General features: G+C 31.7%; 27 protein-coding genes. 6 read left to right on the top strand and 21 right to left on the bottom strand.

What is annotated here, in order from left to right; all coding sequences use genetic code 11:
* Positions 1 to 295: 295 nt before the first annotated feature.
* Positions 296 to 913, top strand: coding sequence for an SPOR domain-containing protein (locus D1815_RS12720; protein ID WP_051336320.1), 618 nt, complete (start codon positions 296 to 298; stop codon positions 911 to 913).
* Between the two features lie 76 nt (positions 914 to 989).
* Here the strand turns inward: D1815_RS12720 and D1815_RS12725 are convergent, their stop codons facing one another.
* The 6 genes from D1815_RS12725 to yiaA form a co-directional block, all read right to left on the bottom strand.
* Positions 990 to 1,334 (bottom strand): DUF6515 family protein, encoded by a 345-nt coding sequence (locus D1815_RS12725; RefSeq protein WP_118387381.1) that lies wholly within the window; start codon positions 1,332 to 1,334, stop codon positions 990 to 992.
* Between the two features lie 73 nt (positions 1,335 to 1,407).
* Positions 1,408 to 1,959, bottom strand: a complete 552-nt coding sequence (locus tag D1815_RS12730) for a GDYXXLXY domain-containing protein (RefSeq protein ID WP_118387383.1) — start codon at positions 1,957 to 1,959, stop codon at positions 1,408 to 1,410.
* Positions 1,960 to 1,970: 11 nt separating this feature from the next.
* Positions 1,971 to 3,254 (bottom strand): DUF2157 domain-containing protein, encoded by a 1,284-nt coding sequence (locus tag D1815_RS12735; protein WP_118387385.1) that lies wholly within the window; start codon positions 3,252 to 3,254, stop codon positions 1,971 to 1,973.
* Positions 3,255 to 3,339: 85 nt separating this feature from the next.
* A complete protein-coding gene (locus D1815_RS12740) occupies positions 3,340 to 3,627 on the bottom strand; it encodes a hypothetical protein (protein ID WP_118387387.1) in 288 nt (95 codons plus the stop codon).
* Positions 3,628 to 3,659: 32 nt separating this feature from the next.
* Positions 3,660 to 4,427 (bottom strand): tetratricopeptide repeat protein, encoded by a 768-nt coding sequence (locus D1815_RS12745; RefSeq protein ID WP_118387389.1) that lies wholly within the window; start codon positions 4,425 to 4,427, stop codon positions 3,660 to 3,662.
* Positions 4,428 to 4,552: 125 nt separating this feature from the next.
* Positions 4,553 to 5,029: an inner membrane protein YiaA gene (yiaA, locus tag D1815_RS12750; RefSeq protein ID WP_027395359.1), complete on the bottom strand. Its 477-nt coding sequence runs from the start codon at positions 5,027 to 5,029 to the stop codon at positions 4,553 to 4,555.
* Positions 5,030 to 5,207: 178 nt separating this feature from the next.
* Between yiaA and D1815_RS12755 the strand changes: the two genes are divergently transcribed.
* Complete coding sequence (locus D1815_RS12755; RefSeq protein ID WP_118387391.1) at positions 5,208 to 6,716, top strand: hypothetical protein; 1,509 nt, start codon at positions 5,208 to 5,210, stop codon at positions 6,714 to 6,716.
* On the opposite strand, the gene D1815_RS12760 is transcribed toward D1815_RS12755, so the two are convergent.
* Positions 6,713 to 7,996, bottom strand: coding sequence for a hypothetical protein (locus D1815_RS12760; RefSeq protein WP_118387393.1), 1,284 nt, complete (start codon positions 7,994 to 7,996; stop codon positions 6,713 to 6,715). The two genes, D1815_RS12755 and D1815_RS12760, sit on opposite strands and share 4 nt — an antisense overlap.
* A 165-nt stretch (positions 7,997 to 8,161) precedes the next feature.
* Here D1815_RS12760 and D1815_RS12765 point away from each other — a divergent pair, with 165 nt between their 5' ends.
* Positions 8,162 to 10,651, top strand: coding sequence for a zinc-dependent metalloprotease (locus D1815_RS12765; RefSeq protein WP_118387395.1), 2,490 nt, complete (start codon positions 8,162 to 8,164; stop codon positions 10,649 to 10,651).
* Between the two features lie 61 nt (positions 10,652 to 10,712).
* Here the strand turns inward: D1815_RS12765 and hemL are convergent, their stop codons facing one another.
* From hemL to D1815_RS12785, 4 genes are read right to left on the bottom strand one after another with little or no spacing between them, the layout of a single operon-like run.
* Positions 10,713 to 11,999 carry a glutamate-1-semialdehyde 2,1-aminomutase gene (gene hemL / locus D1815_RS12770; protein ID WP_027395355.1) on the bottom strand — a complete coding sequence of 429 codons (1,287 nt, stop codon included), beginning with the start codon at positions 11,997 to 11,999 and terminating at the stop codon, positions 10,713 to 10,715.
* Positions 12,000 to 12,005: 6 nt separating this feature from the next.
* A complete protein-coding gene (locus D1815_RS12775; RefSeq protein ID WP_027395354.1) occupies positions 12,006 to 12,869 on the bottom strand; it encodes a glucosaminidase domain-containing protein in 864 nt (287 codons plus the stop codon).
* A gap of 1 nt (position 12,870) precedes the next feature.
* On the bottom strand, positions 12,871 to 13,812 hold the full coding sequence (locus D1815_RS12780) for a 1-aminocyclopropane-1-carboxylate deaminase/D-cysteine desulfhydrase (RefSeq protein WP_027395353.1): 942 nt from the start codon (positions 13,810 to 13,812) through the stop codon (positions 12,871 to 12,873).
* Between the two features lie 6 nt (positions 13,813 to 13,818).
* Complete coding sequence (locus D1815_RS12785; protein ID WP_027395352.1) at positions 13,819 to 14,145, bottom strand: hypothetical protein; 327 nt, start codon at positions 14,143 to 14,145, stop codon at positions 13,819 to 13,821.
* Positions 14,146 to 14,173: 28 nt separating this feature from the next.
* Between D1815_RS12785 and D1815_RS23655 the strand changes: the two genes are divergently transcribed.
* The 3 genes from D1815_RS23655 to D1815_RS12795 all read left to right on the top strand — a co-directional run bounded on the left by D1815_RS23655 (position 14,174) and on the right by D1815_RS12795 (position 15,653).
* On the top strand, positions 14,174 to 14,350 hold the full coding sequence (locus D1815_RS23655) for a DUF5522 domain-containing protein (protein WP_158594409.1): 177 nt from the start codon (positions 14,174 to 14,176) through the stop codon (positions 14,348 to 14,350).
* Between the two features lie 74 nt (positions 14,351 to 14,424).
* Positions 14,425 to 14,955, top strand: a complete 531-nt coding sequence (locus D1815_RS12790; RefSeq protein WP_027395351.1) for a DUF4136 domain-containing protein — start codon at positions 14,425 to 14,427, stop codon at positions 14,953 to 14,955.
* A 92-nt stretch (positions 14,956 to 15,047) separates the two neighbouring features.
* Complete coding sequence (locus tag D1815_RS12795) at positions 15,048 to 15,653, top strand: DUF4230 domain-containing protein (protein WP_118387398.1); 606 nt, start codon at positions 15,048 to 15,050, stop codon at positions 15,651 to 15,653.
* On the opposite strand, the gene D1815_RS12800 is transcribed toward D1815_RS12795, so the two are convergent.
* The 10 genes from D1815_RS12800 to D1815_RS12845 all read right to left on the bottom strand — a co-directional run bounded on the left by D1815_RS12800 (position 15,625) and on the right by D1815_RS12845 (position 24,426).
* Positions 15,625 to 16,158, bottom strand: coding sequence for a DUF2867 domain-containing protein (locus D1815_RS12800; RefSeq protein WP_108805239.1), 534 nt, complete (start codon positions 16,156 to 16,158; stop codon positions 15,625 to 15,627). The genes D1815_RS12795 and D1815_RS12800 overlap by 29 nt on opposite strands.
* Positions 16,159 to 16,164: 6 nt before the next feature.
* Positions 16,165 to 17,037, bottom strand: a complete 873-nt coding sequence (locus D1815_RS12805; protein ID WP_118387400.1) for a sulfate/molybdate ABC transporter ATP-binding protein — start codon at positions 17,035 to 17,037, stop codon at positions 16,165 to 16,167.
* Positions 17,034 to 17,708: a molybdate ABC transporter permease subunit gene (gene modB / locus D1815_RS12810; RefSeq protein ID WP_027395347.1), complete on the bottom strand. Its 675-nt coding sequence runs from the start codon at positions 17,706 to 17,708 to the stop codon at positions 17,034 to 17,036. Before modB ends, D1815_RS12805 begins: the two co-directional genes overlap by 4 nt.
* Positions 17,705 to 18,106, bottom strand: coding sequence for a molybdopterin-binding protein (locus D1815_RS12815; protein ID WP_118387402.1), 402 nt, complete (start codon positions 18,104 to 18,106; stop codon positions 17,705 to 17,707). The genes modB and D1815_RS12815 overlap by 4 nt, the downstream gene beginning before the upstream one ends.
* Complete coding sequence (gene modA, locus D1815_RS12820) at positions 18,106 to 18,891, bottom strand: molybdate ABC transporter substrate-binding protein (protein WP_233557482.1); 786 nt, start codon at positions 18,889 to 18,891, stop codon at positions 18,106 to 18,108. The genes D1815_RS12815 and modA overlap by 1 nt, the downstream gene beginning before the upstream one ends.
* Before the next feature lie 3 nt (positions 18,892 to 18,894).
* Complete coding sequence (locus D1815_RS12825; RefSeq protein ID WP_118387404.1) at positions 18,895 to 21,168, bottom strand: aminotransferase class III-fold pyridoxal phosphate-dependent enzyme; 2,274 nt, start codon at positions 21,166 to 21,168, stop codon at positions 18,895 to 18,897.
* Positions 21,169 to 21,286: 118 nt separating this feature from the next.
* The gene (locus tag D1815_RS12830) at positions 21,287 to 21,736 is read right to left on the bottom strand and encodes a GNAT family N-acetyltransferase (protein ID WP_027395343.1); all 450 of its coding nucleotides are present in this window, start codon (positions 21,734 to 21,736) and stop codon (positions 21,287 to 21,289) included.
* 72 nt (positions 21,737 to 21,808) lie between these two features.
* Positions 21,809 to 23,110, bottom strand: a complete 1,302-nt coding sequence (locus tag D1815_RS12835; protein ID WP_158594526.1) for a M20 family metallopeptidase — start codon at positions 23,108 to 23,110, stop codon at positions 21,809 to 21,811.
* A 75-nt stretch (positions 23,111 to 23,185) separates the two neighbouring features.
* A complete protein-coding gene (locus D1815_RS12840) occupies positions 23,186 to 23,782 on the bottom strand; it encodes a Crp/Fnr family transcriptional regulator (RefSeq protein WP_118387408.1) in 597 nt (198 codons plus the stop codon).
* A gap of 53 nt (positions 23,783 to 23,835) precedes the next feature.
* Entirely contained in the window at positions 23,836 to 24,426 is a 591-nt protein-coding gene (locus D1815_RS12845; RefSeq protein WP_162897364.1) for a hypothetical protein, read from the bottom strand.
* Positions 24,427 to 24,461 lie beyond the last annotated feature (35 nt).

Raw genomic sequence — 24,461 nt, forward strand, 5'->3', positions numbered from 1 at the left:
TTATTGAAACAGACTACCAAAAAAAGAATAACGCATGATTGTATACAATATTTCTACACTTCTAAAGTATTCGACATCCTGCTATCAAAAATCGTTATGAGTACAATTTTTCGATATTTATTATTTTTATTGGCAAAAAATCCTACATATTAACTAGGATATTTTAACGCAATAATCCTTTATCAAAAACCTATCAAAATACACACTGTTAAAGCAGTGATTACGGTTTATCAGTAATTTAATTTTTGGGTAAAACAATAATCAACTATATTTGAACACATTAAAACCACAACTCATGCCTTATATCAGTGATGATGAACTACTAGATTTTCAAGTTCAAATCGACAATGCTAAAGAAGAAAAGAGAGCTACTAACTATACTCATACCAAAGCTCTTAGAGAAGAACAAGAAAATAGTAGAAAATTTAAAATTGCTACAATAATTTTAGGAATTATTGCTCTTTTAGGAGTTGCAGGAACCATCTATTTCATGAAATTCAATACTCCTGATAACCTAATTGCTAAAAGTGAATCTAAAGCGAAATCCGACATACTTAAAAATAAGATTGCCGAACTCGAAGAAACTATTAAGAATTTATCCATGGATCAAGAGATCAATGCAGCAAATAGTAATACTGGTGAACAGCAGGAAAAAGCATCTTTACAAGGAGAGCTTGTTTATGCAGTTCAGATCGGGGCTTTTGAAGAAAAAGATTTATCATTATACTCGGATAAGTTTGTGAACTTTAAACAAATCAAAGCAGGAAGTTTTAATAAATATGCGCTGGGTAATTTTGCTTCTTTAGCTGAAGCTAAAAAATTCCGCAGAGAATTAGTTGGCCTAGGTTTTAGAGGTGCGTTTATTGCTTCTTACCAAAACGGAAAGCGTATAAAGATTGAAGAAGCTTGGTAATAAAAAACCTTGAGATTTTTTTATTAAACCTCAAGGAATTTTCTTAACTAAACTAACCAACTCAATCTAAAACTTATTACACATTTACTACTACAAAAGTTCTTCCCGATTTTTTGTAGAATACTCCTTTATGCTTATAGTACCGCACACCTCTTACCTTAACAATTCTATATCCAGTAGGTAAAGTACTTACACGCACACCAACTGGAGCTGTAACTTTAACATATCTTCTATTCTTTTTTACATACCAGACACCATTATTTCTATAATACCTTACATTTTTATGTACTACAACTCTAGGCTTATGAACCTTAGTCACCACTACATTATTCGCTGGACTAACTTTTACCGTAGTTGCACAAGAGGCAGTTAATGTAAATAACATAATGCCAATTACTAATGTTTTCAATAATGTCTTCATAATAATCTTCTTTTAATGTTTTTCATTAATATGACCCAGATTATGAAGAAAGGTTTAATCTAATTCCTATATTTTATTTTTCTACATATTCTTTTATAGGTATATCATCTATCAAAACATCTTTAAGAACCACATGATCATCTTTGATATACACTAAAGCATATATATTATTAGATAAGCTATCTCTATTTGCCTCTACATAGGCCACCTCCGCATCATATGCTTTTGTTTCTTCCATATAATAAGTATTGAATGGAAGTTGAAAATTCACTTGACCATTATAATAATATGTTACTCTAGCGGTCACATAATCTTTTTCAGTTTCTACAGGTACTTTACTTATCTCCGAGGCCTCAGCAAATCCTTCATTATCATTCTTAAGATACACGTAGATCTCTTCTCCTACTACATAGGTAGTATCTTTTGTGTCAAAGTGATTCATCTCATATTGCAATGTGATATACTTTCCTCTAAAAGGATCTGTAGGATCAACAGGTCTTGTTTTAAATTTATACTCTGTTCCTGAAATTAATACATCCTCATTATTTACAATCATATGAATTGGAACAAAAATCTGCGCCAATGCAATCACAATAAATAGGATAAATAAATAAATGATTTTCATAGGTTTAATTTTTATAAATTAGAATTTTTCTGTTGTTTTTTTAGCATCATATAATTGGTAAGGAAAAAACCTGCCCCTACAATCACAAATAGTAAACCTTTTATAATAAAACTCATATCTGTATCAAAAAACCTACAAATAATAAGTATGGAAACAATCAATAGTCCATAGTTAAGGATTCCGAAATTAAACTTATCCGTTCCAATCTTAATTGCTGTAATCCCTAAAGCAAAAACCAATATATTAGTTAAAATCATAGGAATTACTTCTGCACCAGAAAGCAAGAAGAATAATCCCCAGAATATTAGAAATGAAATTTGAAATAGATTTATAGATCTAACACCTTTTTTGACGACAATATATCCCAAGGTGGAAATTGCTATACCTACTAAAAATAATGAAACATAGAATTCTTGTGCTTGATACATAGTTGTATCATACATCTCTTTCCAGGTCCATTTAAATGTAAATATCATTAGTAAAATGATAGTCCCCAAAGAACCTATTATTAAGAATCCATTTCTAAGTGTCCTTAATTCTTTGAATATTGATAATCTACCAATATTATAGAAAACCCCAAAAAGAGTCACATACATCACAAAACCCAACTCCTCATTACCTCTAATAAAAGCCCCTAAACCTATAGTAACACTTAAAGGAATAATCCAATTAAAAATTGTCGTTGTATTACTTGATATATTATTCTTGATCTGTCGCCAATAGTGTGGTATGATTCCCAACATAAAAATAAAATACCACCAAGGAACACTGTAGTTTCTATAATTCCATATACCAACCTCAGCTACATAATATGTACCTGATAAAATTACTAGAAGTGTTACCGCATGGGATCTAAGCAAGTAAATTAATGGAAGACATAGTATAGTCCAAGTTTTTAGAAACGAACCTAGATCACCTGATATATTATAAATCTGGCTTACTAAAGAAATACTAGCTCCTACTGCAAAAAACAGGAAAGTTCCTGAAGCCTCTTTCCAAGTGCGACTTTTATTTTTTAAAATAGAAAAACCAACAATAGACTGACCAATAACTAAAGGAACAAATGCCAGTATAGTTTTTGTTAGCCTAGAAAAATCATCCCAATTATGAGCTAACATTAAAATAATACCCGCCCCAATTAGTAATGCCCCAAAAATCCCAAATATGGTAAACAGTTTGTTAGGTTTAGTTCCTTCTTTCTGACCATAATATTGAGATATCTTATCTGCAATTTCTGACGAAATCACTTGATCACTGACCAATTCTTTTAATTCTTTATTAAATTTTGAACTCATATTTTGATGATTAAAAAGTTGTAATTATTTAAAAGGAATAATTAATTTTATAAAAAAATTACCTCCCTCAAAATGACCTTATTACTTAGATACTAATCTGTTGAATATTATAACAGAGTAGAATAATTAAACTAAAGATTAATTCTAAAATTGAAAGCTTGAGAGGCTTTATCCGCTTTACCAAAATTCGATCGATTATAAAAAAAGGAATAAAAAGAATAACTCCACTTAAAATTAATACTCCTCCTAAACTAGCACCGCCATTAAGAGTTAGTCCATAAATTCCAGAAGGTATTCCTAGGGCAAAAACAATAATCCCTATCATAAAAAACAAAGTTGGTTTATTCTTTAAATTCTGTTTGGAGTTCTGCATTATGAATCGATGAAAATAACTTATTCTTTATTCTATTTCTTTTTACAATAAATATAAATCAGGTCTTCAATAGAAGTATCACCTAAGTCTCTGGCTTTCTTTAAATCCTCACAAGCACTTTTTGTTTCTTCTTTTGAAGGCTGAATATTGCCGTTCCCGGTTAACAAATTAATCTTAGCAGTACCCCTATTCGCATATGCCTGAAAATAATTTGGGTAAAATTCTATCGCGTTTGTATAATCTATAATTGATTGCTCAAAATTTCCAAGTATATCATTGGCAGTTCCTCTAATAAAATAAAGCTCAGGGTCCGTAGAATTAACTTTAAAGTATTCATCACAGTTCTTAATCACTTCTTGATATTTTCCCTGGGAATAGTTAATTCTCGCTGTCCAATAAATTGATGCTTCCATCATTTTACTATTACTATTTTTATCAATAACATACTTGTAATCTTCTTTGGCTTGATCTAGATATCCTGCATGCATTTTAGACAACCCTCTATCAACAAAAGAAGCCATATCGATACTATCAAGTTTTATAGCCTCTGTAAAATCGAGAATAGCAAGATCATATTCCTTTAACTTATCTCTTGATAATCCCCTATTAATATATCCCGTTTTCTTAACAAGATCTACATCAATTTTTTCAATTAACTGAGTATAATTTTTTATCGCTTTCTTATACTTCCCCTTTTTAAAATTTTCATTCCCTTTTAAGTATATAGCGGTCCCTTTATCCTGTGAAAAAACTGCTATTGACATTAAACACACAATTCCTTTTACTATATTTTTATACATTTCTAACTTATTAATTCATTATCAAACTATACTAAAAAAAGGCAGCTACAGCCGTAGCTGCCTTTTCTAATCATCAAAACAAGGAACTACAATATTGTAGTCCCTCCTTTTGATTTACTCTCCAATTACACTTCTTTTGCCTCAATGAATTTTTTATCTCTTGTATTTTTCTGTACCGCAATCGCTGCAAATAAACTTAGCGTAAATGACATTCCGTAGAAGCCCTTTTCACTCAGATCTAGATCTGCATTCCACAATCCTATAATTAATAAAACAATAGATGCTAACGCTGCAAACCAACTAATTCCATAATAGATCTCTGTTACCTGTAACCCTTCTAATTTATCACGCACATTTTTCTGAACGGATACAGCAGAAAATAATCCGAATAGTAAAATAGTAAAGTAATATCCTTTCTCATTTAATAACATATCAGCATTCCATAAACCAGTACAGAATGATACCATACCCGCAAACAATGCTACCCAAGATGCTCCTATAAAAGCTGGTGTCGGTTTTTGATCATACGTTTTGACTTCATTTTTATCAACATGATCATTTACAATTTCTTCTGTTACTTCGTTGCTAAACTTGTAATCCATAATAATTAATTTTGATGATTAAATTTTATTTCAATTATTTGTTTTGAACAGGACAAATTTGCGATGACTTGATGAGCTTAAAAACTCAATTTTTACAAAAAACTTACGATATAATTGTGATTTTTATTTAAATTAGATCTATAAAAAAGAGTTTTATCTTTAAAATACTTACGATATAATGAATCCACTTTCTTCCATAATAGCTACTTTATCTACTGAAGAAAAAAAGAGTTTCATTAATTATCTAAAACATAAAAACAAAAGAAATGACACCAAAAACATCCAGTTATTTAAAATTCTAGACACATCATATAACCATAAAGATCTAGATATAAAAATATATGGCAAGAGTGCTAAAGGTGCTTATCACGCACTTTGCAAAAGATTACACGATAGCCTTATTGATTTTATCGCAACCAAAAGTTTTGAAACCGAAACTTCTGAAGAAATGGAGATTTTTAAGCTGCTTCTGGCAAGTAGAATTTTCTTTGAACAAAAACAATACAAAATAGCCTTAAAGACAATAAAAAAGGCAGAACTAAAAGCCAAAACATTTGATCTTTTTAGTGTATTACACGAGATACATTACACAAAAATCCAATATGCACATGTAGATCCAAATACAACTTTAGCATCCTTAATACAAGATTTTAAAAGAAATCAAACTTTATTACAACAAGAGGAGAATCTAAATCTTTTTTATGCTAACATTCAAAATGAGCTTTCACAGAACAGTAATAATATATCGTTGATTATTAAAAACTCTTTAAATCAATTCGATATATCTATTACTAATGATTTAACTTTTCGATCACTATTTAAGATTCTTGATATTACCAATCGAGCAGCAAATGTTACTCGAAATTTCTATTCACTCCTTTCTTTTGTAGAAAAAACATATCAACAGATTGAATCAAAAGAACAACTTACAGATAAGCATCTATTCTACCACATTCAGATTCTCTATTATGTTGCTAATTCTTATTTCAGAAATAAAAACTTTACCACCTCCTACAAATACCTAAAGAAAATGGAGGTACAGATGCTTAAACAGAAGAAAAAATATTACAAAAGATTTCTTCCTCAACTTACACTATTACAGGTACTAAATGATAATTATACTGGAAAAGCCACGGAAGCCATAGTGCCCTTAGAAAATTTTAACTATAAGCTTTTTAAAGATCAAACCACTTATATCTTAGATTTAAAATTAACGCTAATTGTTTTTTATTTTCAACAATCACGTTCCAAAGAAGCACTAAGACTTCTAAATGAATTGCATCATAGCGATGTTTGGTACACAGAAAAAGCAGGGATTATCTGGGTTATAAAGAAAAATCTAACGGAAATACTATTACACATAGAGTTAGATCATTTGGATTTAGTGACTTCTAGAATAAAAAGTTTTAGAAAAAAGCACCGTTCTTATTTAATTAATAATAATGAACACAGAGTTTTAGAATTTTTATCCTTAGCTACCAGCTTCTATTTTAATAGCCATACCATAAAAACCGACGAATTTATATTAAAAATAGAACATTCTTTAATTCAGAACAGTCCGGATCGAGAGGATATTTTTGCGATGAGTTTTTATGCTTGGTTAAAGGCAAAAGTATTACAATTAGATTTATATGATACTACGCTGCAAGTTGTACATCAATCTCAAAAAGACTCATCTTCGATTTAAATATGTTTTTTTGGTTTGACAATCAAATCTAATAACAACACAAACAATACTGGTAACATCCATTGGTGATATATTAAATATCGACCAATACTATGCTGCACAATACAAATTAACAACACATTACTAAATGTCAGTAACAAGAATACAAAAGCCAGTAAAGCAATTTTTTCTTTTCGTTTTATCCAAATATAAAGTGAGCTTATCAATAATAAAAGTGATAACCATATCATGTAAAATCCTCCAAAAGCATTCACTACATTTTTATAAAAGAGATCAACACATTTCCAAAAATTATCAAACAACAACGGTAGCCACATACTCATTAACATCTTATCATTTTCGATCAAAGCTTCATGAGAATTTGGATTAGATGGCATTAAAAACTTTCTACCTTCAATTGAAAATACGCCATAAGATATATTCACAAAATTATAATCAAAATGATGAAATACATTATCATTTACGGGCTTATAAAAATCATCCAAAAGTTTACGCTCAAAAGCTAAGGAATACATATGCTTGTAATACTCCTGAATTTTAAGATTTTCATAAATTTTATAATCACTTTGATCAGCTACAAAAAATGGCATAATCATTACCTGAAGTCCTGTACTAGAAATATTTATATATTTATCATGAACTATATAATTAAAGGTTTTCTGAGTCACAGAAACCAGTAGCGGCATCAGCAACACAAATACTATTGGAATCAAATATTGCTTAATTTTTTTACTCACATACCCTCTATATACCAATATTAAAAATAGTACTGGAAGTATAAAGAAAAACTGAGTTCGTATTAACAATCCAACAAAAATACTTAGCAATAACATCATTATTACTCTTTTACTTTTCAAGAAAAGATATTGTATCAAAAATGAAGAAATCATCAAAAAACAAGGAAAAGCTAATCCTTGCGTAACAATACGATTTACGGTCAAATATTCCGGAATAACCACGGGAGCCAATAACATCACTTCGATCAACAATATCAATCGATAATCTAAATCAAAAACCTTTTTAATCGTTTTAACCAGATACAAACAAGAAACAAAACTTAAAATTAATTGAATAAATACTATAACATAGTAATAATGAGCTTCTCCAAACAATTTTCTAAAAACAAATAAGAAAGTTCCATATCCTGGCGGTGTTATTAAAGAAAGACCAACGTAACTCATCGTATCTGGTTCTACAACTACTCCGACCCAAACAACATAGATGCAAACAAATAGATACAAAAACATTCTTAGTAAGCGATGAATCAAAGTGTACTGCATAAACAACTTTATAATTGAGGATTAAATGTAGTGCAATTATTCTAATTATAAGAAATAGAAATTGGCAATCTACAGAGCACTAATTGCCTTGATTTTAGGCTTTAACTTTCCTTTCACTACTACGCCATAGTTATTTCTTTATCTTCGGCCGATAAAAATTAACTCATGCTCAAAAATACACTATACCTCTTATTGGTATTTACAGTAACGTTTTCCAGTTGCTCTTCATTACAAAACAAAAAAAATAAAAAGCCTGCTACCACAGCCGCTAAAAAACCTAGCAAAGACAAAAATGCTATTAAACCTTATAAAGAGGTTATTACAAAAAAGGCTAAAAGTGACCCAGGACTTTTCACTGTTCATAACATAGAGGACAAATACTTTTATGAAATCCCGGACTCACTATTTAACAGAGAGATGTTGATGGTAACCAGAATTGCCAAAACCGCTACAGGTATTGGTTTTGGTGGTGGAAAACAAAACACACAGGTACTTAGATGGCAAAGAAAGAATAAAAAAGTATTACTAAGAGTAGTATCACATCAGATTTATGCCGCAGATTCTTTACCAATTCATGAAGCAGTAGAAAATTCTAACTTTGAACCTGTTCTATTTTCATTTCCAATAAAAGCTTTTCATAAAGATTCTGTAAATAATGCCACAGTAATTGATGTTACAGACTTATTTAAAAAAGATGTGAAAGCCATTGGTTTTCCAGCTTCAAGAAGAAAGCGATTTAAGATCACTCGATTAGATGCTAGCCTTTCCTATATCGACTCGATAAGAAGTTATCCTCTTAATATAGAAACGCGACACGTAAAAACATACAACGCCGGAGCACCACCTTCTAATGCAAGTACTGGAACTATTTCTTTAGAAATGAGTAATTCTATGATTTTACTTCCAGAAACACCTATGAAACGTAGAATATTTGACCAACGAGTTGGCTGGTTTGCACGAGGACAAACGGATTATGGACTTGAAGCGCAAGAAAGTAAAACGATACGCTATTTAGATCGATGGAGATTAGAAGTTCGGGATGAAGATATTGAAAAATTCAAAAAAGGTGAATTGGTTGTTCCTAAAAAACAAATTGTCTATTATATAGATCGTGCTACTCCTAAAAAATGGGTGAAATATATTAAACAAGGTATTGAAGATTGGCAAGTAGCCTTTGAAGAAGCTGGTTTTAAAGAAGCCATTATTGCTAAAGATCCTCCAACAAAAGAAGAAGATCCAGATTGGAGTCCAGAAGATGCGCGTTACTCTGTAGTACGTTATTTAGCATCTCCTATACCTAATGCAAATGGACCACATGTAAGTGATCCAAGATCTGGAGAAATTTTAGAAAGTGACATCAACTGGTATCATAACGTAATGACTCTATTACGTAACTGGTTTTTTGTACAGACTGCAGCGATCAATCCAGACGCACAAGGCGTAGCTTTTAAAGATGAAGTTATGGGTAGATTAATACGATTCGTATCTTCTCATGAGGTAGGTCATACATTAGGATTGCCTCATAATATGGGAAGTAGTGTTGCATACCCAGTGGAATCATTACGTGACCCAGCTTTTACTAAAAAATATGGAACTGCACCATCTATAATGGATTACGCTCGTTTTAATTACATTGCGCAACCAGGTGATGGAGATGTCGCGCTAATGCCAGAAATTGGAATCTATGACAAATATTCTATCAAATGGGGATACCGACCAATTCTTAATACAACTGCGGAAGAAGAGAAAAAAACTTTGGATAGTTGGATATTAAAACACGCAGATGATCCTAAATATCGTTTTGGGAGACAACAATTTGGAGTAATTGATCCTAGTTCACAAACAGAAGATCTTGGTGATGATGCGGTAAAAGCTAGTACTTATGGTATTGCCAACTTAAAAAGAATTATTCCTAATTTAATCAAATGGACTGCAGAAGACGGTAAAAATTATAGCGACTTACAGACTATGTATGGACAAGTATTAAGTCAATATAATAGATATATGGGACATGTTTCTTCTAATATTGGTGGTGTATACGAATACTACAAGACCTATGATCAAGAAGGAGCTGTTTATACACATGTAACTAAAGAAAATCAAAAACGTGCCATGAAGTTCTTACAAGAGCAGTTATTTATTACTCCAGACTGGTTATTAGATGCTACCATTTTTAATAAAATAGAATCTGCAGGTAGCGTAGAGCGCGTTCGTGGATTTCAAACTAGAACATTAAACAATTTACTAGATCAAGGCAGAATGGCGCGGTTAATTGAAAATGAAGCTCTAAACGCAAGAAATGCATATTCGTTAATAGATATGATGACAGAATTGAGATCTGGTATTTGGAAAGAGTTAAGAACGGGAGCATCAATTGATGTATATCGTCGTAATTTACAACGTGCATACTTAGAAAGATTGGAGTTTTTGATGACAAAAGAGCAAACTCCAATTCCTGCTAACTTTAGACGTTTTGTACGACGTACTAATGTAGATGTTTCACAAAGTGACATCAGACCTATTGTTAGAGCAGAATTAAAAAACTTACAAAGAAATATTAATAGTGCAATAGGTAGGACATCTGATAGAATGACACGTTATCATTTACAGGATGCAACAGAAAGAATCTCACTAATACTGGAACCTAAAAAATAAATGATTAATCCATCGTTTATAAAAACAAAAAGCCGATCTAGATTAGATTGGCTTTTTGTTTTTATAAACTACCTGCTGTAACGGAGACTGCTTTTATAGTAGTATCTAAATCTTCATAAGTTAATGCCTCTGTGATAAACCAAGTTTCGAAAGCACTTGGTGCTATATATACACCTTGGCTTAGCATTCCATGAAAGAATTTCTTGAAAGCATCATTATTACCTTCTGCAGCACTTTCAAAATCTACTACAGGATTCTCAGAAAAATGAACAGAAATCATCGAGCCTACTCTGTTAATCGTATGTACTATATTTTTCTCTATTAATACCTTAGCAATACCTTCATGTAAATACTCAGTCTTTTTTGCGATACTATCAAAAATATTTGGATTTTCATGCAACTCAGTTAGCATTGCCAATCCAGCAGCCATTGCCAATGGATTACCACTTAAAGTTCCTGCTTGATATACTGGTCCCAAAGGTGCTAGGTGATTCATTATTTCTTCTCTAGCAGCAAAAGCACCTACCGGAAGACCTCCTCCAATTACCTTACCAAAAGTTACAATATCAGCTTTGATTCCATACAATTCTTGTACTCCTCCTTTTGCTAATCTAAACCCAGTCATCACCTCATCAAAAATCAACAAAATATTATGAGCATCACAAAGGGATCTTAACCCCTCTAAAAAACCTTTGACTGGAGGAATACATCCCATATTACCAGCTACCGGTTCTATAATGATGCACGCTATTTCATTCTTATTAGAATTAATAATTTCTTCAACATTACCTAGATCATTATATCTAGCAAGCAATGTATCTTTTGCTGTACCTTCAGTAACTCCAGGACTGTTTGGACTTCCAAAAGTAACTGCACCGCTACCTGCCTGAATCAAAAAAGAATCACTATGGCCATGATAGCAACCTGCAAATTTGATTATTTTATCTTTTTTGGTAAATCCTCTTGCTAATCGAACAGCACTCATACAAGCTTCTGTTCCTGAATTCACAAAACGTATTTTATCTATATTAGGAACCATCGATACCGCCAACTCAGCAATCTTAGTTTCAATTTCTGTTGGCATTCCAAAACTGGTTCCTTTCTTAGCTTTTTCGACTACAGCATCTACAACTGGCGGATGCGCGTGACCAAGAATCATTGGCCCCCAAGAATTGATATAATCTATTAATCGATTACCATCTTCATCATACAAATAAGCTCCTTTTGCTTCTTTTACAAAAATTGGATCTCCCCCAACTGCTTTAAATGCGCGAACAGGAGAGTTAACTCCACCCGGAATTACTTTTTGAGCCTCTCTAAATAGAGCGCTACTTCTTTTATAAATCATATTGAATTAAAATTCTTCAGAATCATCATCAGGTTCTTGTACTTTAAGCACTTGCCCTATGGCGATTGCATTATCTTTTAAATTATTATATGCTTTTAACTCTGTAACTTTTAAATTGTACCTTCTCGATATGGAATATAATGTATCTCCTTTTTGCACGACATATTCTCCATTTTTCGATTTAGTAGTTGTTCTAACATTAGGTTTCTTCTTCTCTGTTACAGTATACAATTTTCCTAAAACCTCTGCATCGTATTTATCCAATTCATACCGCTCTATAATACTTATAAGTTTAACCGGATATTTCTTATCTGTTGCATAACCAGCAGCACGTAATCCATATGCCCAAGATTTATAATCATCTTGCTTGTAGGTGAAGAGTTTTGCATAGCGTTTTCTATTCTTTAAAAACAAAGAATGATCTCTGAAAGAGTGACTTGCTTCATCATATTTTCTAAAACACTCTTGGGATCGATCATCATCGTGATACACTCTATCACCTGTCCAATCATGGCATTTAATCCCAAAATGGTTTTTTGCCTTACTGGTAAGATCTCCGTAACCAGCACCTGATTCTAAAATTCCCTGAGCTAATGTTATACTTGCAGGAATACCGTACTGAATCATCTCGTGCTTGGCAATACCTACATACTCAAATATATAATTCTGAACTTTTTCTTTGTAAGAAACTGTAGTAAGTGGTTTTTTCGGTTTAACTACCTCTTCTTTAACCTCTTTTACCTCTCTTTTTACTTCAGTTTTTCTAGAAGCAGTTTTGGTTCTTCTAGAAGTAGTTGCTTTTTTACTACCTCCACAAGAAACAATGAATGTAGCTATACAAAACAACGTTATAATTCTCCTCACGTTCATATCAAATTCTAATAAGCGGAAGCTTCTTTTTACCTAGCTTCTTATTCATACCCGAAATACCTTGCAACCCTCCAGTATGAATGGCTAAAATACGAGTATTTTTTGTAAAAAACCCTTTCTGTATTTTATCAAAAAGGCCATACATCATCTTTCCTGTATAGATTGGATCCAAAGCAATATTTTGTTCTTTGTAAAATCTATTAATAAACTCAATTAATGATAGATTTATTTTACCATATCCCCCAAAATGATACTCTTCTGTTAAACTCCAATTTGTTTTATGAGTGTATTTTTTAATTTCATCAGAAAGGAAATCTCCTTTTAACGCAGGAAATCCAATAATGTTCTGATGCTCGAGGCTAGCATTGATAATCCCAGAGATAGTTCCTCCGGTTCCCACCGCACAACATACATAATCGAATATCTCATCCTTACCAGTTAAAATTTCTTTACACCCTTCTATTGCTAACTCATTTGTACCTCCTTCTGGAACAGAGTAAAAAGAGCCAAATTCTTTTTTCAACATTTCCAAAAATGGTTCTGATGTTTTTTCTTTGTAATCTTTTCTGCTAACAAACTTTAGTCGCATACCATTATGTGATGCTAAACGTAAGGTATCATTCTGCGATAGCGTATGTGATAAATTTTTTGCTAATTCTTCTCCTCTAATAACCCCAACTGTATCTAACCCCACTAATTTACCTGCAGCTGCAGTAGCAGAAATATGGTTACTATAAGCTCCACCAAACGTAAGTATCCTATTAAAACCCTTTTTTTTAGCCTCTAAAAGATTGTATTTAAGTTTTCTGAATTTATTTCCCGAAATATGATCATGAATAAGATCTTCTCTTTTTATGTGAATAGACACTCCTGCTTGTTTTAAAATAGGGTGCACTATTTCTTCATTTTTTGATTCTCTTACTACCGAAGAAAAAAAATTCATAGGGTATTATAAGTATTTAGTAAAACTCCAGAGTTTTCGGTTTTTTAGATAAGAAAGCTCAGCTTCCATTTCATACGCTTCTCTTTCAAAAGAAATATTACGGTAAGCTTCTCTAGAATTTTTATACTGAAGTAATCGGACAATATACTCTATTAGATACAAGAAGTAAAATGGTAATACCAACAACTCCAACTGCTGTTTTAGATGAATCTTCTCATGATTTATAAAAACTGCATCTTCCTTTAAATGGTGATTTTTAACCACAATAAAAGGCCAAAGTGCGATTCCCACAAAATGACGACCTATCAAATATTTGTTAACTACAATTGGCATCTTAGCGCAAGATAGTATTTTTGTATCGATGAGCAATCCAAAAAGAATACTAAAACCCGAAGAAGGAGACTATTATCTTACTCCAGAAGGGTACCGATGTTTTACGGAACAATACCATTTAAAAAGAGGTTATTGTTGCGAGAGCGGTTGTAGGCATTGTCCCTATGGCTATGACAAAAAAACAAATAAGTACACTAAAGAGTAACTCTATCTTACTCATGGTACGATTGTTGTGCATATTTTTAAAAAAATATTGTTGAACATTTAATACACAGGATTATGAAATTTTTCTCTCTTTTATCACTGATCCTTATCATTACACTTGGTTCTTGCTCTACTGTTAGAGTAGCATCTGATTATGATAAGCAAACTAATTTTAATGGTTACAAAAGCTATGCCTTTTTTAAACCAGGTATAGATAAAGCTGAAATCAGTGACCTAGACAAAAAACGCATTTTAAGAGCTATTGAATCTGATATGACCGCTAAAGGTTTTACAAAATCTGAAAACCCGGATGTATTGGTTAGCATCTTTACAAAAACAAAGGAAAACGTAAATATTTATCAAAATAATTTTGGATTTGGTTACGGCTGGGGCTGGAATCCTTGGTTTTGGAACAGCGGTTTTAATACTGTATCTAGAACGACAGAAGGAACATTATATATAGATCTTATTGATGCTTCAAAAAATGAATTAATTTGGCAAGGAATGGGAACAGCAGCCTTAACCGAAAAAGTAGACAAAAAACAGGAAAAAATGAATCAAATTGTATCTGCAATACTAGAGAAATACCCTCCAGAATTTAAATAATCATTTTATCCTTATTGATATCATAATAGCCTTTCTATCATGCAGAGGCTATTTTTTTATGTATTTTTATAAAAAACCTGACTTATAAAAATATGCGTAATTTTCTTCTTGGTGCCTTAATTGCTGCATTCATAGCAGTTGGCATTAGTTATTTTATCAATCAAGCTACATCCCAAAAAACTGAATTAGAGTCTTCTGATCTTATACTTGACCAGATAAAAAATGTTGGGAAATTAGTTGTTACCGAAGGGCATTTCTCCGAAGTTATTACCTATAAAGATGCCAAAAAATATTACTTAGATATTTTAACTGCTGAAAAAAAGGCTATTGTTGTGGTAAATGCTGGTGTTACCGTTTCCTATGACTTAAGCAAGATCAAACACCAAATCGATCAAACTAATAAGACACTTACAATTACCAGTATCCCTGAAGCTGAGATTAACATCAATCCCAACATAAAATATCACGATCTAGAAGAAGATTTTTTTAATCAATTCAGTCCAGAAGATCATAACCTGATACAGAAAGAAGTTACACGACAGCTTAACAAAAAGATAGAAGCCTCTACACTAAAATCTAATGCAGAAAATCGTTTAATTAGTGAGCTACAAAAGATTTACATTCTTACCAATTCCTTAGGATGGAAACTAGTTTACAAAGGTAGTTCTATTACTGACTCGGAGCAATTGATCCTCTAATAGTACTTTTAAGCATGGTTGGAACAATGAGTTTATGAAATGGTTTTACAGGTAAAAAATACAATTTCCCAAACCAATTATTAAAATTTACAATTGTCGAAATAGTAAGATTTTTACTCGAATTAGGTTTTGAATCTAAGAGTAGAGAAACTCTAAAATTAAGATGCGTATCGTCTTCTCCCAGAATAATTTCATTCTCCGATTTATCAAATACTTTAAAAATCCCTATTTTATCTCCGATCTCTCCTTTAAAATTATTTAATGTTTCTTTTCTCTTATCCAGGCTATCTCCAGTTTTAAGTCCAAAAACTGCAACTATCTGATTTCTTAACACAAATAGTTTTTCAATCCATTTAGGAGAAGTAGAAAAAAAGGATTTAGTGATTACTAAGATATCTACGACATCCTCTTTATCCGTAAACTCACTTTTAAAACTATCAGAATAATCATACTTGTTTTTAAGTAGTAATGAAGTCTTAGGTAAACTTACTTTTTCAACTTTCATAGATTCTTAAATTTTTATAAGTACAGGATTAAAAGCTTTAGAAGCTACAACAACTTTATCTCCAATAGTTAGACTACTAATTTCCGATTCCTGTGCGATGACCTTAACTACATTATTACCAATAAGAACTGTAACTATAAATACAACATCTTCCGATTCTATGTTAATCACTTCTCCTGTAAACTGATATTTACCACTTAGTTGATTATCCGTAAAAACGGATAACGAATCTCCTACTTTAGTTATCTTACCATCTTCAAGACAATATACTTTATCAGACATCTTAATAATTTCTCCAATATCGTGACTTACCAAAATTGTGGTTAGCTCATATTCTCGATGTACTTTTAGTATATAATCCTGCAATTTGCTACGCATTTTTATATCAAGCGCAGACAAGGGTTCATCCAACAATAAAACCTTTGGTTTGCGAACCAATGCCCGAGCCAATGCCACTCTTTGCTGTTGACCTCCTGATAACGTATTTGGTTTTCTATTCTTAAGTTTATCCAAAGCTACTATAGAAATCAATTCTTCAATAACACTTTTGTCTTGACCTTTTCCTAAGGCAAATTCTAGATTTTCTTGCACTGTCATATTTGGAAATAAGGCATAATCTTGAAAAACATATCCAATTCTACGTTGTTGAGGACTAAAACTGATCTTTCTATTATCATCTAACCAATATGTACCGTCTACTACAATCTGTCCACTATCTGCCGAAAGCAACCCAGCGATGACTCTAAGAATTGATGTCTTTCCTGCTCCAGAAGCCCCATATAAAGTAACCAATTGCCCTTTCTCTATACTCAATCGAATATCAAGCTTCATATTTCCTTCAGCTGTTTGGAGCTTCTTATCAATGGTAACTTCTATCATTTCCAAAACCGTTTTAAATATCCTCCGTTAATTAAATACACCAATAATAAAATCACAAAGGTTACTATAAACAATAGCAATGAATACATATTTGCACCGCTATAATTTAATGCTTCAACTTCGTCATATATTGCTATTGAAACCACTTTCGTTTTATCAGGAATATTACCCCCAATCATTAGAACAACCCCAAATTCACCAACAGTATGAGCAAAAGCCAATACAATCCCTGTTAATATAGAAGGTTTTATATTTGGTAATAAAACACTAATAAGTGTTTTCATTTTAGATTTACCTAACACATAGGAAGCCTCCTGTAGAGAACTAGGTAAACCAGATAAACCAGATTGAATAGGCCCAACCATAAAAGGAAGGCTATAAATAACTGATCCTATCACTAATCCTGAAAATGAAAAAATTAATCGAATTCCAAAAACATCTTGTAGCCAACTACCAAAACTGTTTCCCGGACTAAATACCATTAATAGATAAAACCCTAATACAGTCGGCGGCAATACCAACGGCATACTTACTAGAGTTTCTACAATCGGTTTAATCCTTGATTTAGAATATGCTAACCAATAGGCCAATGGAATTGAAATTACTAGCAAAACAACTGTCGTTACTAATGCAAGTTTAGTAGTTAGTATGATTGGTGCCCAATCTATCATTTAGAAAGCATTATTTCGTTTGCCTTAATCATCACAATTACTCCTTCATTTTCTTTCAATGAAAGTTCGTTGAAAATTTCCGTAGTAATTATGGCGACAATATCTCCTATTGCTGTATGTAAAAATATCTTACTTAATAAAACTCCACTGTCACACTTTTTTATTGTCGCGGGAATTTTATTTTGAATACTAATTAAGGATGAATCATCTTTACTAATAATTACTTCAGTTTCTTTAAACAATAACTTTACCGAGTTCCCTTTCTTCAGATAAGAAGCAGTATCAGGAGTTTCAACTAAAATAGTTTTGAGCTTTGTATGCTCATTTATTTCAATAGAAACCATCGATAAATTTTTGCTTACCTGTATATCTGATATATGCCCCGAGAAAACATTCATTATTCAGCTACTAAATATCCGAAATCTTCTAGTATTTCTCTAGCATCTTTAGAAAAAAGAAACTCATAAAATTTTCTACTGTTTGTAGAATCTTGAATTTCTCTTTTAATCAAAACGACTCCTTGTTCGATTGGAGTGTACTCTTTTTTATCAATAGGAATCCATCGACCTTTATCTTTTATCTTTTTAGATAACACTACTGACATTGAGGTAAAACCAATTTCGGAAGATTTAGAAATAATAAATTGGTTCGTTTGAGAAATACTTTCTCCATAAACCAATTTGTCTGCTACAGCATCATATATGTTATTTTTGTTTAGCACCTCTACTGCGGATTGACCATATGGTGCTGTTCTAGGGTTTGCTATGGCAATGTGAACAACACGGCTATCAGTTAATATTTCCAATGAAGGTACTAATTCTTTATCCATAGACCATAACACTAATTGTCCATGGGCATAAACTTTGGGAGCTTCAATGGCTAATTTATTCTCATAAATTTCATTTGGGTATTTCATATTTGCAGAAACAAAAATATCATAGGGAGCGCCTTCTATAATTTGTGCTGTTAATTTTCCCGAAGAACTAATTACTAATTCACAAGATACTCCTGTTTGTTTTGTAAATGCGTTAGAAATTTCCTCAATTGCGTATTGCATATTAGCCGCAGCAGCAATAGTAATCGTCTCCTTTTTGGGCTCTTTACATCCAACAGTAATCAGAATAATGATACTGTAAATTTCAAGTTTAAATTTTGGTAATCTTAAAGAAATCGTTTTTAGCACTTTCTAATTTTTATCATAATACCTTTCTAATATTTCATCGATAGTATCTACTACTTCTTTTGCATTTTCTTTAGTAAAACACAAAGGAGGTTTCGTTTTCAAGACACTATCATCTGGTCCATCTGTACTAATTAGTATAAACTTATTTCGCAGTTCGTTCTTAATATGATGTGCTAATGTCTTATTCGTTTCGCTATTTTCTGCTTTTATAATTTCTATACCTAAAAACAATCCTGACCCTCTTACATCTCCAATGCAATCATATTTATTTTGAAGTTCGCATAGTAGAAATTTATAGTAATCTCCTACTTGTTTAGCATTATGCTGTAATTTCTCTTCTTCTATAACATCTAAGACTGATAATCCAATTGCACAAGAAACAGGATTCCCCCCAAAAGAACTAAAAAACTCTACTCCTTTGCTAAAAGATTCCGCTATTTCATTGGTTGTTATCACCGCTCCCATTGGATGACCATTAGCTATGGGTTTACCGACAATCACCATATCAGGAACAACATCCTGTGACTCATATCCCCAGAAACAATCTCCTAAACGACCAAAACCTGTTTGTACCTCATCACTAATACAAACTCCTCCTTGTCTTCTAATTGCTGGATATACTTTTTTTAGATATCCAGCAGCAAGAGGTACTTGTCCTCCACACCCCACAATTGGTTCTGTTATAAAAGCCCCAATCGGAGCACTAGAATTTTCTATTTGTTCCACTGCATCTTCTGCATATAACTCACCTGCATTTCGTTCAGTATATTTCCCTCTATACGTATCAGGAATTGGAGTTTTTAGAATATTTCCTTTCTGTCCTTGACCTTTTGGGTTATTAAATTTATAATCACTTATATCAATAGAAATCTGCGTATTACCGTGATACCCATGTTCCATAACCATTGTTTTTTTATATCCCGTATGAGCATATACCATTCGCATTGCTAAATCACTAGCTGCACTTCCTGAGTTTACAAAAAATACTTTAGTAAGTGAATCCGGAAATTTTGACAATAACTTTTCGGCATAAGTAGGTAGCAAATCATATAAATACCTCGTATTGGTATTCAATCTCGCCATTTGTTTCTGCCCCGCTTGCACTACGCTTGGGTGTGAATGTCCTACATGCGGAATATTATTATAAGCATCCAAAAAGGTATTCCCATCGGTATCATACATATACTGAAAAGCGGAACGACTCATCGAGATAGGTTCTTCATAACTTAAACTGACGATAGGACTTATATTGGCATACCTTCTTTTTACTTGTTCTTCTGTGGTTAAGGGTTTTTCAATAGGTAAAAGACCTATTGCTTTTCTAAAAACATTCTCCGCCTTAATAGGATTAATTCTTATCCATTTATATAACATTTGCCAAGCATACTTTTCGCTTACAGTAGCATATATATTCTCTGGATTTATTTTTCGGGAATGCGCAGAGTTACATACACTAGTACAAAGTCTAGTAGCAATAAGATAATACAGCGCTTTTATTTCTTTATCTTTTAAAGGAAAAACGCTATGATATCCCTTTAAAATAAAAGGTATCCAATCCAAAGGGTTTTCTTTATCATAACACGCATAAGTAATTGCAATTGCCAATTCATTTATTAGTTGTGAATATGCCAAATCACCAAAATCAATAACTGCTGAAACTTTTCCTTTTTCCGTTAGGATATTCCATTCATTTGCATCATTATGTATTACCTGCTTTCTTAATTCTGGTAGTAACGGAATTACGTTTTCTTCAAATTGTTGAAAAAAATAACGAACTACATTTCGATTATGCGGATCAACGATATCATTTAGATATTTCTTGTTCAAGTGCGCATACTGAATATCCCACTCCCATTGTCTAGCTTTTAGGACATAACTATCAAATTTTTGAAACTTAAGATTCATTTCAGCAAGAAAATTTCCTAAACTATAAAATAGTTCTTCTGTAGCTTCAACATCACCTAAAAACTTTCCATCTAAAAACGAAAGCATCCGGCAAATAGTTTTAACCCCATCAACCTCTATTTCTTTTATAAAAGTACCATCCGTAAACGGAATAGGGTCAGGAAACATATCTACATCTTTACCCTTAAGATGAAGAAGTAATTCATTTTCTGCTTGAAGAATAGAAAACAATTCTTTATCATAAGAATATGTTTTAAAAATATATTTCGTGGAATTATTCTTGACTATATAATTGACGTTATCGTAGCCATTCAACGTTTTAACTTCGGGCTGATTAAAAGAAAATTCAGCTTCTAAGAGTTTATCTATCATTGTGTGAATGAAAAAAAATTTTCTTGGACATCTATTTTTAAAACCTTATGATAAAGATACTGTATCTGCCCTGCAATCCCACAAAGAATCAATTATAAATTTTGATACTTTTAATCACTTAAGAATTATTGTTAAACGATAGTTCCATTAGATACAGATCCAATCCTAGTCCCCAATAATCTTTCTCTATTTTATCCAATACAAATCCAAACTTCTCAAAAAATTTATACGCGAGTTGAGATGTAGTTACTACTACTTTTTCTAATTCCGAACTTAATTTCAAGATAGATAATGAATGCTCTATTGCTTTTTTTCCTAATCCCAATCCAGTATATTTTGGATGAAAAAATATCCATGTTATTCTACCTATTCTATTTTTACCCTCTAAATAACATCCTACTCCTCCTACTATTTTCTTTTTATAAAAGATTGTATAATAATAGGCACTATACTTTTGTAAGTAATCTTGAAAATCTTTTACCTCTTTGAGGTCAAAATATGTTGGTATATTTTGCTTAAAAACATCAATTAATTCTTTTTTATCCTTCAATTTATAGGGTCGTATCATTGAGGTAGTTTAATTGTTTTTTTTTTAGGTTTTATTCATAATAGCAAAAAACCTTCACTTAATTCTAACAAATTAATCATATAGTCTTTCTACAATCATTGATGAAAAATAATTTACTCCTGTTTTAATACAGCTCTCATCAATTGCAAAATTTGGAGCATGAGGCATCGAGATAATTCCTTTTTCAAAATTAGACCCTCCTAAGAAAAAATATACTCCAGGTACTCGTTCTTGAAAATACGCAAAATCATCACCTCTTCCATCTGGCATTTCTCCATATAATCGAATTACATTTTGTTTGCCATAAAGTTTAGAAATAGAATTCATAACCTCATTAGTTAACTTTTTATCATTCATTAGGTTTGCACGGTCTCCAGAATACGATACATTTATCAACTTCGTTTTATATTTTGATGACTTGATTTTCTGCTGCACTAGAGGTAAAATCTTATCTAATTCATTAAAAATACTAGAGCCCACATACGTTTTAATTGATATTAAATCACCTATTTCTTTAACACTGAAATTATCACTTACCGTTGTATAATCTTTAAAAATAGTATTGGGATTTGCTAAGCCGATAGTTGGGCTTAATAAACTTTGCGGATCAAAAAATTCACTACCTGATTTAATATTCTGAAAACTTTTAAGCAATGTTTTGGTATACTCAATCATTGCATCATCATCAGTTGAGTTCATATACACCACTTCTATCATTTTATAATCAGCAAATAACCATTCTGGCTTAGTGGAAATCATTGTTGCCGGCAATGGTGCAATATGCGCTCCATATATCTCATCTGGTTTGATCAGATCAAACAAACCATCTTTTATCATTGCTTGAGCTCCTTTATAATTCTCTTCTGAGGGTTGAAAAATAAAATAAACTGTTCCTTCTAATTGTTCTTTTTGGCTTGCTAATACGTTAGCAATTCCTAATGCAATTGTAGTGTGTACATCATGCCCACATATATGGCGTACACCTTCTGTCTTAGATTTAAAATCTACCACATCAGGTATTTCTGAAGGCATTGCATCAATATCAGCTCTCCAAGCTATTTTCTTTCCTTCTTTAGCTCCCTTTAAAACACCAACTACACCATTTCCTCCAACATTAGTTTCAACTTCTAATCCTATAGAAAGTAAATATTCTTTGATTTTCTGCGCTGTTCTTTTTTCTTGTTCCGAGATTTCTGGATTCATATGAAAGTCTCTACGAATTTTCACAAGACTATCAAAAATATCATCTGTTCGTTGTTGTATATCTGTATGTATAGAAGATGCTATTGATATTTCTTGTCCAAAAGCTACCAATCCACAAAAAAGAAATACTATAAGGAATGTTGTATTCAATACTGCTTTGTAACAAATCATTTTTACTGTGTTTAAGATTATAATGTAAAAATGAGATATAATTAAATGATGTACCTGACACATATGTGACAAAAACTATCTTTTCGCAATTTTACTTCTAATCCTACTCAATGATTGACGTTCAATTCCCAAATAGGTAGATAAATGAGATAAGCTTATCCTATTGATAATATCTTTATTGTGTTCTATAAAATCTAAATATCTTTCTTCAGCATTTTTGAATAAAAAGCTTTCTACTCTATCTGTCTGAAAGGTCAATACATATTCTGCGATTAGCCTTCCATACATTTCACTTGTCTTATACTTTTTATACCCTTCTTGAATTTTATTATATGGTAACTTTATAATTACTGATGGTTCAAGGCATTCAATAAAATACTTAGACGGTATTTGCCTAATAAAAGCAGGATAATCTGTTGCATAATTATTTTCACTTACGAAACCAGTAGTTATCTTATTTCCTTTTTCGTTAATATAATAACGTCTTAAAAGACCTTTGCACACAAATCCAACTTCTTTTTGAACTTCTCCGCTTTTAAAAAGAAATTCTTTCTTTTCATACGTTTCTATTGTAAGGTATGATTCTAAAAACTCTAATTCTTCTGAGTTTAAGTCAGGAAATGTTTCGATATATGATTCATAATATTTTTTTAACTCTTTTTCTGAATTCACGTATTTGTAATTATTATGTTTTTGCGAAAATGCATCTTAATACAAACTAATTGTTATCTACACTTAATATTTAATTGAACTTCTTTAAGTTGTTTCCAAATTAGATGATCCATATCTTTTGGTGATAAATAAAACCATACAAAATGTTGTTTTCTAGTAGTACAATATTCATAATGGATATCAGCATTTAAGGTAGTCATATCTTTAGCAAAAAACTCATCATACATTTTTATAGAACCTCTATACATATGATTATTTAATTGCCGTATTGAAGACTGGGTTTCTGGAATATTTTTAAAAAAACTAAAATTGGTGATGGCACCTGTATTCATAAGTCCGTCAAAATAGACATCCATAATGTTTTCTAGTTCCGTAGCATTCAATTTTGGATCTTCTTCTAAAACCCATAAAAAAACATATGAAAAATAATCTTCACTATTGGTATCTCCCCAACCTGGTGCAAATCGTATATGTTCTTCTCCATTGTACTCTAAATCTCCAGCAAATATCAATGGAAATTCTAATACCTCGCTTCTCCAATCATCTTTAGCTTCTAAAATATTATCTATATTATTATGTAATCTAAAATAAAGATACCCAGCACCAATCCCTAAAAAGATTATCAATATAAGTATTATTTTCAATAGCTTTTTTAACATTTCTAGTTAGATCAGGTATC

Origin of the sequence: Aquimarina sp. AD1, from assembly GCF_003443695.1 — a bacterium.
Classification (GTDB): domain Bacteria; phylum Bacteroidota; class Bacteroidia; order Flavobacteriales; family Flavobacteriaceae; genus Aquimarina; species Aquimarina latercula.

What these genes read in the sequence shown, in the direction of transcription:
- D1815_RS12720 (WP_051336320.1), top strand. Translation starts at nt 296, where the DNA reads ATGCCTTATATCAGTGATGATGAACTACTAGATTTTCAAGTTCAAATC.
- D1815_RS12725 (WP_118387381.1), bottom strand. Translation starts at nt 1,334, where the DNA reads ATGAAGACATTATTGAAAACATTAGTAATTGGCATTATGTTATTTACA.
- D1815_RS12730 (WP_118387383.1), bottom strand. Translation starts at nt 1,959, where the DNA reads ATGAAAATCATTTATTTATTTATCCTATTTATTGTGATTGCATTGGCG.
- D1815_RS12735 (WP_118387385.1), bottom strand. Translation starts at nt 3,254, where the DNA reads ATGAGTTCAAAATTTAATAAAGAATTAAAAGAATTGGTCAGTGATCAA.
- D1815_RS12740 (WP_118387387.1), bottom strand. Translation starts at nt 3,627, where the DNA reads ATGCAGAACTCCAAACAGAATTTAAAGAATAAACCAACTTTGTTTTTT.
- D1815_RS12745 (WP_118387389.1), bottom strand. Translation starts at nt 4,427, where the DNA reads ATGTATAAAAATATAGTAAAAGGAATTGTGTGTTTAATGTCAATAGCA.
- yiaA (WP_027395359.1), bottom strand. Translation starts at nt 5,029, where the DNA reads ATGGATTACAAGTTTAGCAACGAAGTAACAGAAGAAATTGTAAATGAT.
- D1815_RS12755 (WP_118387391.1), top strand. Translation starts at nt 5,208, where the DNA reads ATGAATCCACTTTCTTCCATAATAGCTACTTTATCTACTGAAGAAAAA.
- D1815_RS12760 (WP_118387393.1), bottom strand. Translation starts at nt 7,996, where the DNA reads ATGCAGTACACTTTGATTCATCGCTTACTAAGAATGTTTTTGTATCTA.
- D1815_RS12765 (WP_118387395.1), top strand. Translation starts at nt 8,162, where the DNA reads ATGCTCAAAAATACACTATACCTCTTATTGGTATTTACAGTAACGTTT.
- hemL (WP_027395355.1), bottom strand. Translation starts at nt 11,999, where the DNA reads ATGATTTATAAAAGAAGTAGCGCTCTATTTAGAGAGGCTCAAAAAGTA.
- D1815_RS12775 (WP_027395354.1), bottom strand. Translation starts at nt 12,869, where the DNA reads ATGAACGTGAGGAGAATTATAACGTTGTTTTGTATAGCTACATTCATT.
- D1815_RS12780 (WP_027395353.1), bottom strand. Translation starts at nt 13,812, where the DNA reads ATGAATTTTTTTTCTTCGGTAGTAAGAGAATCAAAAAATGAAGAAATA.
- D1815_RS12785 (WP_027395352.1), bottom strand. Translation starts at nt 14,145, where the DNA reads ATGCCAATTGTAGTTAACAAATATTTGATAGGTCGTCATTTTGTGGGA.
- D1815_RS23655 (WP_158594409.1), top strand. Translation starts at nt 14,174, where the DNA reads ATGAGCAATCCAAAAAGAATACTAAAACCCGAAGAAGGAGACTATTAT.
- D1815_RS12790 (WP_027395351.1), top strand. Translation starts at nt 14,425, where the DNA reads ATGAAATTTTTCTCTCTTTTATCACTGATCCTTATCATTACACTTGGT.
- D1815_RS12795 (WP_118387398.1), top strand. Translation starts at nt 15,048, where the DNA reads ATGCGTAATTTTCTTCTTGGTGCCTTAATTGCTGCATTCATAGCAGTT.
- D1815_RS12800 (WP_108805239.1), bottom strand. Translation starts at nt 16,158, where the DNA reads ATGAAAGTTGAAAAAGTAAGTTTACCTAAGACTTCATTACTACTTAAA.
- D1815_RS12805 (WP_118387400.1), bottom strand. Translation starts at nt 17,037, where the DNA reads ATGATAGAAGTTACCATTGATAAGAAGCTCCAAACAGCTGAAGGAAAT.
- modB (WP_027395347.1), bottom strand. Translation starts at nt 17,708, where the DNA reads ATGATAGATTGGGCACCAATCATACTAACTACTAAACTTGCATTAGTA.
- D1815_RS12815 (WP_118387402.1), bottom strand. Translation starts at nt 18,106, where the DNA reads ATGAATGTTTTCTCGGGGCATATATCAGATATACAGGTAAGCAAAAAT.
- D1815_RS12825 (WP_118387404.1), bottom strand. Translation starts at nt 21,168, where the DNA reads ATGATAGATAAACTCTTAGAAGCTGAATTTTCTTTTAATCAGCCCGAA.
- D1815_RS12830 (WP_027395343.1), bottom strand. Translation starts at nt 21,736, where the DNA reads ATGATACGACCCTATAAATTGAAGGATAAAAAAGAATTAATTGATGTT.
- D1815_RS12835 (WP_158594526.1), bottom strand. Translation starts at nt 23,110, where the DNA reads ATGATTTGTTACAAAGCAGTATTGAATACAACATTCCTTATAGTATTT.